10 protein-coding genes are annotated in these 12,528 nt (G+C 70.6%); 7 read left to right on the top strand and 3 right to left on the bottom strand.

Features of this window, described 5'->3' with window-relative positions; all coding sequences use genetic code 11:
- Positions 1-19: 19 nt before the first annotated feature.
- Complete coding sequence (locus VFA06_RS13550) at positions 20-1,456, bottom strand: condensation domain-containing protein (RefSeq protein WP_324840890.1); 1,437 nt, start codon at positions 1,454-1,456, stop codon at positions 20-22.
- A 216-nt stretch (positions 1,457-1,672) separates the two neighbouring features.
- On the opposite strand from VFA06_RS13550, the gene VFA06_RS13545 reads away from it, so the two are divergent.
- A complete protein-coding gene (locus tag VFA06_RS13545) occupies positions 1,673-2,380 on the top strand; it encodes a haloacid dehalogenase-like hydrolase (protein ID WP_324840888.1) in 708 nt (235 codons plus the stop codon).
- 159 nt (positions 2,381-2,539) lie between these two features.
- Complete coding sequence (locus tag VFA06_RS13540) at positions 2,540-4,213, top strand: glycoside hydrolase family 44 protein (protein WP_324840887.1); 1,674 nt, start codon at positions 2,540-2,542, stop codon at positions 4,211-4,213.
- Between the two features lie 78 nt (positions 4,214-4,291).
- Here VFA06_RS13540 and VFA06_RS13535 read toward each other — a convergent pair whose 3' ends face one another.
- On the bottom strand, positions 4,292-4,711 hold the full coding sequence (locus tag VFA06_RS13535) for a hypothetical protein (RefSeq protein ID WP_324840886.1): 420 nt from the start codon (positions 4,709-4,711) through the stop codon (positions 4,292-4,294).
- A gap of 170 nt (positions 4,712-4,881) precedes the next feature.
- Here VFA06_RS13535 and VFA06_RS13530 point away from each other — a divergent pair, with 170 nt between their 5' ends.
- Positions 4,882-5,433 carry a TetR/AcrR family transcriptional regulator gene (locus VFA06_RS13530; RefSeq protein ID WP_324840885.1) on the top strand — a complete coding sequence of 184 codons (552 nt, stop codon included), beginning with the start codon at positions 4,882-4,884 and terminating at the stop codon, positions 5,431-5,433.
- On the opposite strand, the gene VFA06_RS13525 is transcribed toward VFA06_RS13530, so the two are convergent.
- On the bottom strand, positions 5,430-6,473 hold the full coding sequence (locus tag VFA06_RS13525; protein WP_324840884.1) for a LacI family DNA-binding transcriptional regulator: 1,044 nt from the start codon (positions 6,471-6,473) through the stop codon (positions 5,430-5,432). The genes VFA06_RS13530 and VFA06_RS13525 overlap by 4 nt on opposite strands.
- A gap of 207 nt (positions 6,474-6,680) precedes the next feature.
- Here VFA06_RS13525 and VFA06_RS13520 point away from each other — a divergent pair, with 207 nt between their 5' ends.
- From VFA06_RS13520 to VFA06_RS13505, 4 genes are all read left to right on the top strand, one after another.
- Positions 6,681-8,723, top strand: a complete 2,043-nt coding sequence (locus VFA06_RS13520; protein WP_324840883.1) for a glycoside hydrolase family 127 protein — start codon at positions 6,681-6,683, stop codon at positions 8,721-8,723.
- A gap of 40 nt (positions 8,724-8,763) precedes the next feature.
- On the top strand, positions 8,764-10,563 hold the full coding sequence (locus VFA06_RS13515; RefSeq protein WP_324840882.1) for an RICIN domain-containing protein: 1,800 nt from the start codon (positions 8,764-8,766) through the stop codon (positions 10,561-10,563).
- A gap of 131 nt (positions 10,564-10,694) precedes the next feature.
- Complete coding sequence (locus VFA06_RS13510) at positions 10,695-11,963, top strand: sugar ABC transporter substrate-binding protein (protein ID WP_324840881.1); 1,269 nt, start codon at positions 10,695-10,697, stop codon at positions 11,961-11,963.
- Positions 11,964-11,985: 22 nt separating this feature from the next.
- The coding region (locus VFA06_RS13505) for a sugar ABC transporter permease (protein ID WP_324840880.1) at positions 11,986-12,528 on the top strand (543 nt) is incomplete at its 3' end.

Genomic DNA, 12,528 nt, shown 5'->3' with positions numbered 1-12,528 from the left:
GACCACCTCCAGCGGCGCCTCACGCATCGCAGGCTGCTTCCACCAGCACCGTTTCCATCGTGCGGGCGAACTCCTCGATCCGGGCCGCCGTGAACACCCGCGTGTCCGCCCACACTTCGAAGTACACGGCGGGCAGTCCCTCCGGCAGCGCCTGACGGCTCGCCAGTGGCGCGGGCGCGGAGTCGACCTGGATGAAGAGCGCGCCGTCGAACGAGGGCATCCTGCGATCCCAGAACAGTCTGGTGCGGGGCAACAGCTTCGCCAGCGCCTCATCGATGGGCACATCGCGCCCGGCCTGATCGCGCCCCTCGACGCCGCCGGCGCCACTCTCGTCAGCGTCTTGAGATCCAGGCATCGCGCGACGGTCGTTGAGATGCCAGGAGATTTCGAGCGGCCCGCCGCGCCGGGCCGCGGTCTCCTCGAGCAGCCTGGCGCACTGCACCGGGTCGTAGTAGCCGTAGAACGACGCGCTCGTCGCGGCGCTCTGTGCCCGGTTCACGACCTCGTCGAAGGAGGCGTCCGCGGTATCCACGACGCAGATGCCGTCTTGGGAGAGCTGCGCGGCCACGTCGGCGAACCCGGGTCGGAAGCGGTTGCTCACGACGATCCGGGCGACGCTGGGGTTGCGGCCGAAGACGCGCGTGACTGCCGTCGAGTAGGCGGCCAGCAGGACGTACGTCGTGGCCGCGCCGGTCCGTGCTGCGATCGCGCGCAGCGCCAGGTCCATCGCGGGGGAGTATCCGGCCAGCTCCCAGAACCGCGGCTGCTGCGGGCTGGCCGGTTCGGCGGGCCGCCAGGCGGGCAGCCGCTCGAGCTGGGCCGCCCAGTACCGGATCGACCGCTCGCTCTGCCGCCGGCCCGAGGCACTGCCCTGCGCGGCCGCGATGTCCAGCGGGCTGGCTCCTTCGGGCGGGGCGGTGTCCAGCCCGGTGGCGCGGTCCAGGTTGGCCAGATCCCGGGTCAGCGCGAGGATCCCGGCGCCGTCCACCATCACGTGGCTGTAGCCCAGCACCAGGCGGACGAGCGTTCCCGACTGCCGGACGACGCCCATCCGCACCGGGAATTCGCGCTCGTAGTCGAACCACTCCAGCTCGAATCGCGAGCGCATCTCTTCCGCCGCCGCGCTCGGATCGTCCTCGTCATCGAGGTCTGCGATATATAGCGGGATTTCTCCCGAGCCCGAGACCACCTGCTGCACGCCGCGTTCGCCGGACGGGCCGTCCGTGAAGCGCAGCCGGGTGCGCAACGCGGGATGGCGGCTGACCAGGAATCGCAGCACCGCCGCCATCTCCGCCAGCGGCGTCGCGTCGGGCAGCGGCATCGTCACCACGACGTTCATGGTCCGGCCGGTGCGCCGAGTGGTCTGCAGAATTCCCAGCTGCCCCCACGTCAGTTCGCCGACACCGGCGCCCTGCCCCTCGAACCGCACCCGGATGTCGCTCAACGTGATGGCCAAACCCAGGCTCCTGTCACGGAAGATATGAGGAGCGTAGGACAGCGGCCGACGGACCCTAATCAGGGCCTTTCATCACACCCCGGCGGCGCGGCCGCGGCGGCGGCGATTGGCGCGATCAGCCCGCCGGATCCGGCGCGACGCCTGAGGCGCGAGGGGGAGAAAGTTACATCGATCATCGGCGCGCACAGCGGTTCGGCGCCGTGCGAGGATCGGTGCATGCCTGCCGCGCCGCCGCTGCTCATCCTGTGGGACATCGACCACACGCTGGTGAGCATCGCCGGGGTGGGCCGAGAGATCTACGCGCGCGTCTTCGAGCAGATCACCGGCCGTCCGCTGGTCCATCTCGCGGACATGGCCGGCCGCACCGAGCAGGCCATCGTGCGCGAGACGCTGCGGCTCAACGGCGTGGCGCACGACGCCTCGTTCGACGACTTCTACACCGCCCTCGAGGAGGTCGCCCGCTCGCTGGAGGGACGCATGCGCGAGGGCGGCCGGGTGCTGCCCGGCGTGCGCGAGGCGCTGGCCGCGTTCCAGGCGGACGGCGCGGTGCAGTCGCTGGTCACCGGGAACATCCCCGCGCTGGCCGCGATGAAGCTGGAGGCCTTCGGTCTTGACGGCTTCGTCGACCTCGAGATCGGCGGCTACGGCAACGACGACGGCGACCGCGCCGTCCTGGTCCGCCTGGCCGTCGAGCGCGCCGAGGCCAAGTACGGGCACGGATTCAAGGCCGAGCACGCGGTGGTGATCGGGGACACGCCGCACGATGTTCGCGGGGCGCTGGACAACGGAGCGCTGGCGATCGGTGTCGCGACCGGATTCAGCGATGCCGCCACGCTGGCCGCCGCGGGCGCCCACGTGGTGCTGCCGGATCTGCGCGACCTCGCGGCGCTGCACGAAGCGGTGCTGGCGCGGCGCGGCGCCTGATCCGGCCAGCCGAAACTTACCGATCACCTTCACCCGCCTCGCGCGTGCTCCCGCTGGTCACGGCGCGGCCGCCACACCTGCCCCCGACGGTTCGATTGACCGGCGCAACGGTATCGGCCGATCCTCCCGGCAGGCTCCCACCAGTGAAGGAGAACACTGATGCATCGACTGCGCGCCGCAGCCGTACTGCTCACCTCCCTGGCCGCCGCCGCTCCCGGCCTTTCCCCGCTGCCCGCCGCCGCGGACGCCGCGGCCGGACCGGCGCTGACCGTGAACCCGTTCACCGGCCTGCACCTGATCAACCGGGACATCTACGGGATGAACTTCGCGGACGCGACCCTGGAGAAGGAACTCAAGCTGCCGGTGGACCGCTGGGGCGGGAACGCGACCACGCGGTACAACTACCTGCTCGACACTGGGAACCACGCCAGCGACTGGTACTTCGAGAACATCCCGAACCAGGTCGCGGACCCGAGTGCGCTGCCCGCCGGATCGAGCGCCGACCAGTTCGTCGAGAAGGACCGGGCCGCCGGCGCCGCCACCGTCATGACCGTGCCGCTGATCGGCTGGGTGCCCAAGTCCCGGCAGCAGACCTGCGGCTTCAGCGTCGCCAAGTACGGCCCGCAGCAGTCCACCGACCCGTGGGACCCGGACTGCGGCAACGGGGTGAGGCCGGACGGCACGTACATCACCGGGAATGAACCGACCGACACCAGCATGCCCGCGGGCGCGGACTTCGTGGCCGGCTGGGTCAAATACCTCGACGCCACCTACGGCGACGCGGCCCACGGCGGCGTGCGCTTCTACGACCTGGACAACGAGCCGGACATCTGGTTCTCGACCCACCGCGACGTGCACCCGCAGGGCGCCGGCTACGACGAGATGAAGTCGAGCACCTATGCGATCGCCTCCGCGATCAAGGCCACCGACCCGGGCGCCAAGACCCTCGGCCCGGTCGGCTGGGGCTGGAACTCCCTGATCTACTCGGGCCTTGACCAGCAGACCTGCGGCATCCAAGGCGGCAGCTGCTGGTCCAACCCGCCGGACCGCGCGGCGCACGGCGGCGTCGAGTTCGCCGCCTGGTACCTGCAGCAGATGGCGGCGTATCAGAAGGCGCACGGGGTGCGCATCCTCGACTACTTCGACAACCACTGGTACCCGCAGGCCTCCGGCGTCTCCTCGGAGGCCGACGACCCGGCGACCCAGGCGCTGCGGCTGCGCTCCACCCGCTCGCTGTGGGACCCGACCTACACCGACGAGAGCTGGATCAACCAGCCGGTGCAGGCGATCCCGCGGATGCAGCAGCTGGTCGCGCAGAACTACCCGGGCACCAAGACCGCGATCAGCGAGTACAACTGGGGCGCGCTGGACAAGATCGACGGCGGCATCGCCGAGGCCGACATCCTCGGCATCTTCGGCCGCCAGGGCCTGGACCTGGCCACCCTGTGGTCCCCTCCGGCCAGCACCGACCCCGGCGCCTTCGCCTTCCGCATGTACCTCAACTACGACGGCAAGGGCGACGGCTTCGGCAACCTCGGCATCACCGCATCGAGCGCCGACCAGGGCCAGCTGTCCGTCTACGGCGCGCGCCGCACCAGCGACGGCGCCCTGACGGTCATGGTCGTCAACAAGACCACCGGCGACCTGACCAGCCCCTTGTCCATCGCCGGCCTGCGCCCGAACGCGACCGCCCACGTCTACCAGTACGGCCAGGCGAACACCGCCGCGATCAGCACGCTGCCGGACCAGGCGATCTCGCGCGGCCAGACGTCGATGACCTTCCCGGCTTACTCGATCACCGAACTGGTCATCCCGCGCTCCTCCTGCGGCTGAGCTGAATCGGCGCGGCGAGTCAGCGCCCTCACGGACACCGAGTGAGGGCGCTGACTCGCCCGTGCTGACAACGGCCCGTCAGACGCTTGCGGTGAGCGCCTGGACGAGGGCTTCTCCGGTGTAAGCCTTCCCTGCGATGCCCCAAGCTCCGTCCGGGGCGTTGAGGATGTTCACCCAGATGTCCTCGCGGCGGTGCCCGGGTTCGGTGAGCGCCGCGACGGTGTCGGTGGCGGCCGCGATGAAGGCGGCGCGCGCCTCGACGGAGCCGAGCCCGATGTTCGGAAGCTTGAGCTCGACCAGGACGACGGGCCGGTTCGCTCCGCCCGCGTAGACGTTCTCGGGGTCGAGCACGTGGACCGTCCCGCCGATGATCTCCACGAACCGCGGATTGTCGCTCAGCCCGCTGACGCGGGCCAGGTCGGCGGTCAGCCTGGGCAGCACCTCGCGCTCTCCGGCGCTGGTCAGCGCGCCGCGCGGAGCGGTGACTGTGATGGGCATGGCGATTCTCCTTGGTCGGAGGGGAAAGCTCCCGATGCCGGGCGCTCCAGTAGCTAGTACGTACGTACTAGCTAGCTTGAGTGTGGAGTAGGATGGCCGTACTAGTCAAGGCGCGCGGCTGTTCCCGGCGATGGAGTGGAGCGGACATGGCGGCGGATACGCGGGACCGCATGATCGAAGCCACGGTCGCGGCGCTCCAACACCACGGCGTAGCCGGCATGTCGTTCACCGACGTGCTGCGGGACAGCGGCGCGGCCAGGGGCGCGATCTACCATCACTTCCCCGGCGGAAAGCTCCAGCTCGTCGCGCAGGCGGCGCAGTTGAACGGCCGTCAGGTACGCGAGGCCCTGGCCGAGCTGCCGGCCGATGGCCCGGCGTCGGTCGTCTCCGCGTTCTTCGACCTCGTCCGGCCGGTGGTCCAGGCTTCGGCGGCGGGCGGCGGTTGCGCGGTCGCGGCCGTCACCGTCGGCAGCGGCCTCGAGTCCGGCGAGCGGGAACTGCGCCAGATCGCGGACTCGGCCTTCTCCGGCTGGGCGCAGCAGCTGGCTGAACGCCTGTCCGCATCAGGGCTCGAATCCGGTCGTGCCCAAGACCTGGCGACGACGCTGATCATCCTGCTCGAAGGCGCGCATGTGCTGTGCCGCGCGTCAGGGGATGTAGAACCCTTCGAACGCGCGGCACGCACCGCGGCGAGCCTGGTCGGCGATCGGCCCGCGGCCTAGGCCGACTCGCGGACGATCAGGCGCGTGGGCACGGTCTCGACCCCGGGCTGCGGAGCGCCGGCGTCTATAGCGGCGAGCAGGCGCAGCGCCGCGATCCGGCCGATCTCGCCGAGGTCCATGTCGACCGTGGTCAGCGGAGGCCGCGCGGCCAGGGCCATCGCGTCCCAGTTGTCGTATCCGACGATCGCCACGTCATCGGGCACGCGGATGCCGCGCTCCCGCAGCGCGTCCGCGACGCCCCGGGCGATCTGGTCGTTACCGCAGAAGAACGCGTCGGTGTCCGGAGCCGCGCGCAGCACCGCGTCCGCCGCGCGACGGCCCCACGCCTCGCTCCAGTCCCCGAAGTGCGCGCGTCCGGCCGCCGGCGCCAGGCCGGCCTCGCTGAGCAATTCCAGCGTGCGTTGCGCACGGTGTTGCGCGGCGGCGTGGTGCGCCGGGCCGGTGACGTGCGCGATCCGGCTTCGGCCGAGCCCGAGCAGGTGCTCCACCGCCAGCCCGGCCCCGCCCGCGTCGTCGGAGACCACGGAGACGTCGGACGGATCGGTGGAGGGGGAGAACGCGTACACGATCGGGATCGGGCCCACGCCGGACAGCGGCGGGCGCGGATCCGTGCGCCGGCCGGTCACGATGATCCCGTCCACCCGCCGCTCGATGAGGGTACTGAGATGGTGCTGCTCGCGGATGGCGTCGCCGCGGGTGTCGCAGAGCAGGACGCTGATCTTCCCGGCGCCCAGCGCGTCCTCCGCGCCGAGCAGCACCGGCGTGCTGAACCTGCCGATCCCGTCCGTGGTCATCAGCCCGACGGTCCAGCTGCGGCCCGCCTGCAGGTTCTGCGCGTGGCGGTTCGGGCTGAACCCGAGCGCGTCCGCGGCTTGGAGCACCCGCGTGCGGGTCTCCGGCCGCATCCGTCCGGTGCCGCTGAGCGCTTTCGACGCGGTGCCGACGCTGACCCCGGCGCGGGTGGCGACGTCGGTGAGCCGTGCCCGGCCCGGCTGGGCGGTGTCGACGCTCGAAGCCGCCGTCCGCGTGGAGTCCGACACGGGTGAATCCCTCCCTCTCTGCGGGCCCGATCCGCGACGGCCCCCGAGGGCCATCGTGGCAGGCCCGAGGCAACTGCGCAACTTTGAGAAAATTCACGGATATTGCCCAGTGCCCCTTGACGGAATCCGCGCGTAACTTCTAGGTTCCGTGCGAGCAAAGGTTTTCCTCAACCTTGTCGCGCCACCGCTTGAGTACCCGGGAGTTCCATGTCCGCCTCGCCAGACCCACCGCCGCGCACCGGGCCGATCCGGCTCGGCCCGTACGCTCGCGCCGCCCTGCGCCCGACCGCGGACCCGGTCGTCGCCGGCGGTTTCTGGGCGCAGCGGCAGCAGGTCGTCGCGCACGCCGGCATCCCCCAGGGCCCGCTGCTGCTCGAGTCCGCCGGGAACCTGCACGACCTGCGGCTGGCCGCGGGCAAGAGCGCCGGCGAGTTCCGCGGCGACTACCCGTTCATGGACTCCGACGTCTACAAGTGGCTCGAGGCGGCCGCCTGGCAGCTGGCCAGGCTGCACCCGGACGGCCCCGAGGCCCGGCGGCTGGCCGACGACGTCGAGCGCATCATCGGCCTGGTCGCCGACGCCCAGCGCAGCGACGGCTACCTCAACAGCTGGTTCCAGGCGGGCAAGGGCAGGGGCCCCTTCACCGACCTGCGCTGGGGCCACGAGCTGTACTGCGCCGGGCATCTGATCCAAGCCGCCGTCGCGCACCACCGCGCCACCGGCCGGGAGAACCTGCTGGCTGTGGCCCGCCGCTTCGCAGACCACATCGACGCGACCTTCGGCCCGCCCGGCAGCGGGAAGCCCATCGACGGCATCGACGGCCACCCCGAGGTCGAGACCGCGCTGGTCGAGCTGTACCGGGAGACCGGGGAGCGGCGTTACCTGGAGCTGGCCGGCTACTTCGTGGACAGCTACGGGCGCGGCCTGCTCGGCGGCGAGGCGTACTGCCAGGACCGGACCCCGGTGCGCGCGGCGCGCGACGTCGAGGGGCACGCCGTGCGGCAGCTCTACCTGCTGGCCGCGGTCGCCGACCTCGCGACGGAGACCGGCGACGAGGAGCTGCGCGCGGCGGGGGAGCGCCTGTGGTCGGCGATGGCCGCCACGAAGACCTTCCTCACCGGCGGCGTCGGCGCGCATCACGACAAGGAGGAGTTCGGCGATCCGTACGAGCTGCCGACGGAGCGCGCCTACTGCGAGACCTGCGCGGCGATCGCCTCGATCCAGTTCAGCTGGCGGATGGCGCTGCTGACCGGCGAGGCGCGCTACAGCGACCTGATCGAGCGCACGCTGTTCAACGGGTTCCTCTCTGGCATGTCCCTGGACGGCGAGCGCTGGTTGTACGTCAATCCGCTGCAGGTGCGCGACGGCCACACGGATCAAGGCGGCGACAAGTCCGCCCGGCGGACTCGCTGGTTCCGCTGCGCCTGCTGCCCGCCGAACGTGATGCGGCTGGCCGCGAGCCTCGAGCACTACATCTCATCGACGGACGGCCGCGGCATTCAGCTGCACCAGTACGCCGAGGGCACCTACCGCGCGGAGGTCTCCGGGACTCCAATTGTTGTTAGCGCTAACACGGATTATCCCTGGCAGGGCCGGATCACCGTCACCGTCGACGAGTCGCCGACTGACGAGCCATGGACGCTCTCGCTGCGCATCCCGCAGTGGTGCACCAGCTTCACCGTCCAGTACCCGGGCACAGACTCAGACCTCGAAGCCGCCGGCCGCGCGGACGCGGGCATCGTGCTCGATGAGAACACCGCGCCCCTCGAGAACGGCTGGCTCCGGCTGACGCGCACCTGGAAGCCGGGCGAGCGGGCGGTGCTCGAACTCGACATGGAGCCGCGGCTCACGCGGGCCGATCCGCGCGTCGACGCCGTACGCAACTGCGTCGCGATCGAACGCGGCCCGCTGGTCTACTGCCTCGAGCAGGCCGACCACCCTGACGGCCTCGACCGCATCGTCATCGACACCGCACAGCCGCTGACCGTCAAGCACCGCCCCGACCTGCTCGGCGGCGTGACCACCGTACTGGCGGGCGGCTACCGCAGGGCGATCCCGGAGCGCGGCTGGTGGCCCTACGCCTCCACCGATCCCGCCGACCTGGCGGCGCAGGAGAACGCCGCCCCACCCGGTGGCGACAGCTCCGCCGGCGGCACCGCGACGGCTCTGACCGAGCTGACCGCCATCCCGTACTACGCCTGGGCCAATCGGCGCGACGGCAGCATGCGCGTCTGGCTGCCGATCTCGTAACCGCAGCGCACTACCCACACCGATCCCGTCAGGAGAAGCAATGGCGCACCGCCTGATGAACCGCGACTCGCATCGCGACGCGAGTAAGAAACCGAAGATGCTGACCCCCGGCCGCGCCGCGGTAGCCTCCGCGGCGGCGCTGGCCCTGGCCGCCACGGCGACCGCGATCGCCACGGTGCCCGCAAGCGCGGCCGCGACCGCCTCGACCACCCTCGTGGTCAACGCCAACCAGCCGTTCCGCCCGGTGACGCACGTCGCCTCCGGCGGCCTCTACGGCCTGGACACCGCGAGCGTGCCGGCCGACAGCCTCGTCGAGCCGCTGCACCCGAACACCTTCGTGCAGATGGCGCCGGGAGGAAAGCAGCTGCCCAACGGGGAGCCGTCACCCGGCGGCGACGCCCTCGTGGTAGCGCCCGAGGCGGCCAAGGCGGGCGCGAAGGTGGTCGTGCGGATGCCGGACTGGTATCCGAACTTCCCGTACCAGTGGGTCAGCTGGAGCGACTGGCTCTCCGCGGTCGACCAGCAGGTCGCCTCGGTCAAGGCCTCGGGCGCGACGAACATCAGCGCCTACGAGCTGTGGAACGAGCCGGACTGGACCTGGAACACCAGCGCCGCCGGCAGCTTCGACGCCGGATGGGCCCGCACCTACCAGGAGGTGCGCTCGAAGGACTCCAGCCGCCCGATCCAAGGCCCGAGCTACTCGCGCTGGAACCAGAGCTGGATGACCACCTTCCTCACCGACGCCAAGAACAGCGGCACGCTGCCGGACATCGTCAGCTGGCACGAGCTCGGCGGGGCCGCGAGCATCGCGGGGGACGTGGCCGCGTACCGGTCGCTCGAATCCAGCCTCGGCATCAGCCCGCGCCCGATCGCGATCGAGGAGTACGCCACCACCAGCGAGGTCGGCGTCCCCGGCCCGCTGGCCGGGTACATCGCGAAGTTCGAGCGCGCCGGAGTGCATGACGCCGAGCTGGCCTTCTGGAACCACTACGGCACGCTCGGCGACACGCTGACCGACACCGGCGGCTCCCCGAACGGCGCGTACTGGCTGTACTCCTGGTACGGCGCGATGAGCGGCAACATGGTCACCACGGTGCCGCCCTCGCAGAACGGCCTGGACGGCGCCGCGTCGGTCAACTCCGCCGGCAACCAGGTCAGCGTCATCTTCGGCGGCGGGACCGGGGCCAACGCGGTCACCGTGAACGGCCTCAGCTCGCTCTCGGCCTTCGGCGGCACGGTCAACGTCAAGCTCGAATACACCCCGTCGAACGGCCGCACCACCGCGGTCTCCGGGCCGCTGACCATCTCGCAGACCACGTACACGGTCAGCAACGGCTCCATCACGGTGCCGGTCGCGATGAACCCGGCCTACGGCTACCACCTGGTGATCACCCCGACCGGTACCACCACCTCGCTCGCCGGCACGTACCAGATCAAGAACGTGAACAGCGGTCTGGCCCTCGACACGCAAAACGCCGGCACCGCGCAGGGCACGCTGGTCGACCAGGCCACGCCGGGTAGCGGCAGCACCCAGTCCTGGACGCTCGTGCCCGCCGGATCCGGGCTCTACAAGATCAAGAACGTGGCCAGCGGGCTGCTGCTCGGGATCACCAACGAGAGCACCTCGGACGGCGGCACCGCGCTGATCTGGGGCGACAACGGCACGCCGGACCACCTGTGGCAGCTGATCCCGGCGGGCGGCGGCCAGTACAAGATCGCCAATGACAACAGCGGCCTGCTGCTCGGCGTGACCAACATGAGCACGAGCTCCGGCGCCCAGGTCCTGCAGTGGGACGACAACGGCACCGCCGACCACCTCTGGACTCTGACCGCACGCTGATCACGGCTCGGCCGGGCCGGGAGATCCCCGGCCCGGCGGCCGAATCGCAGGGCTCAATCGCGGTCCCCGCTCGCACCACCCCACACCGCACCACTCCACACCGCACGCTTTTCCCGGAAAGGCTCGCTGAAATGTCCTTCCTCTCTCGGCCACGCCGCGGCGTCAAGGCCGCCGCAGCCGGACTGGCCGTCCTGGCCGTAGCCGGCACCATGACCGCGTGTTCGTCCTCTGGTTCGTCGTCCGGCGGCTCGTCGGCGGCGTCGGGTACGTACACGATCTGGGACCCGTACCCCCAGTTCGACAATTCCTCGGCGTGGGTGCAGTTGTTGCAGAAGTGCGGTACGTCGGCGGGTGTCACGGTTAAGCGCACCGGGTTTGACACCACGGATCTGACGAGCAAGGTGCTTCTTGCGGCGCAGCAGGGCACGGCGCCGGATGTGCTGATCGTGGATAATCCGGTGGTCTCGACGCTGGCTGAGGCCGGGGTGCTGACCGACACCTCGACCACGAAGGTGGATACCAGCGCGGTGGAGCCGAACCTGCTGGCGGCCGGGCAGCTGAACGGCAAGACCTATGGGATCCCGATCGGCGCGAACACGCTCGCGCTGTACTACAACACGAACATCCTCAAGGCGGCCGGCGTGGATCCGGCGTCGGTGAAGGACTGGTCCTCGCTCACCGCCGCCCTGGCGAAGGTGAAGGCGACCGGCAAGAAGGGCATCACCTTCTCCGCGATCGGCACGGAGGAGGGCAGCTTCCAGTTCCTGCCCTGGTTCTGGGGCGCCGGAGCGAACCTGACCGACCTGTCCTCCAGCCAGTCCGTCGCCGCGCTGAGCCTGTGGACGACCTGGCTCAAGGACGGCTACGCGCCCAACTCGGTGCTGCAGGACACGCAGACCACCAGCTGGCAGGAGTTCGCCGCCGGCGGAACCGCGTTCAGCGAGAACGGCACCTGGCAGCTGAGCAACGCGAAGAAGGCCGGCTTCCCCTACGGCATCATCCCGATCCCCGCGCAGAACGGCGGCACCGCACCGGCGCCGACCGGCGGCGAGTTCGTGACCGTCCCGGTGCAGAGCGACACCGCGCGCTACGCCACCAGCGAGAAGCTGGTGTCCTGCCTGAGCAGCGCGGACAACGCCTACACCACCGACACCACGCTCTCGTACGTCGCTGCCACCGACGCCGTGCAGGCCAAGCAGGTCGCGGCGAACCCGGACCTGGCCACCTGGGTGACCGCCGTGCACGCGGCCAAGGGCCGTACCAGTGACAACCTGGGGACGAAGTACCCGAAGATCTCGCAGGCCATGTGGACCGCGGTGCAGGCGGCGCTGTCCGGCTCGGCCAGTCCCAGCGGGGCGTTGACGACGGCTCAGAACTCGGCGAAGTCGGCGTCCAACTAGCCGTCAGGTAAGGGACTGTTTGATGAACGACACGACACAGACGGTGGCCCGGTCTGTGCGTGGCCGTGGCGGGGCGCCGGGTTCCGGTGCCCCGCCCGCGGCACGCGCAGTGCGTACCGGCCGTGCGCGGCGCGGCTCGGTGCGCACGAGCCAGTGGGCGGCGTGGGGATTCCTGGCTCCGGTGACGGTGTATCTGGGCTTGTTCTACGCGTACCCGATGTACAAGAACCTTGACTTGAGCCTGCGAAACTACACGGTGCTCTCGTTCGTGCGCGGCGGCGCGCCGTTCGCGGGGTTCGGGAACTACCGCGCGGTGTTCAGCGATCCGACCTTCGCCCCCGCGCTGATCCACACGCTCGTGTTCACCGGAGCGTCGCTGCTGTTCCAGTACGCGATCGGGCTGGGGCTTGCGGTGTTCTTCCATCAGCACTTCCGGCTCTCGGCGACGCTGCGGGCGCTGTTCCTGGTGCCCTGGCTGCTGCCGCTGATCGTCTCCGCCTCCACCTGGTCCTGGATGCTCAACTCCGACTCCGGGGTGGTCAACTACGGCCTGCACCTGCTGGGC

It is taken from the genome of Actinocrinis sp. (genome assembly GCF_035653575.1).
GTDB lineage: Bacteria > Actinomycetota > Actinomycetes > Streptomycetales > Catenulisporaceae > Actinocrinis.
This window is presented reverse-complemented; position numbering and strand designations above follow the sequence as displayed.

Coding starts and splice junctions, on each gene's coding strand:
- VFA06_RS13540 (WP_324840887.1), top strand. CDS start 2,540: ATGCATCGACTGCGCGCCGCAGCCGTACTGCTCACCTCCCTGGCCGCC.
- VFA06_RS13545 (WP_324840888.1), top strand. CDS start 1,673: ATGCCTGCCGCGCCGCCGCTGCTCATCCTGTGGGACATCGACCACACG.
- VFA06_RS13530 (WP_324840885.1), top strand. CDS start 4,882: ATGATCGAAGCCACGGTCGCGGCGCTCCAACACCACGGCGTAGCCGGC.
- VFA06_RS13520 (WP_324840883.1), top strand. CDS start 6,681: ATGTCCGCCTCGCCAGACCCACCGCCGCGCACCGGGCCGATCCGGCTC.
- VFA06_RS13535 (WP_324840886.1), bottom strand. CDS start 4,711: ATGCCCATCACAGTCACCGCTCCGCGCGGCGCGCTGACCAGCGCCGGA.
- VFA06_RS13510 (WP_324840881.1), top strand. CDS start 10,695: ATGTCCTTCCTCTCTCGGCCACGCCGCGGCGTCAAGGCCGCCGCAGCC.
- VFA06_RS13515 (WP_324840882.1), top strand. CDS start 8,764: ATGGCGCACCGCCTGATGAACCGCGACTCGCATCGCGACGCGAGTAAG.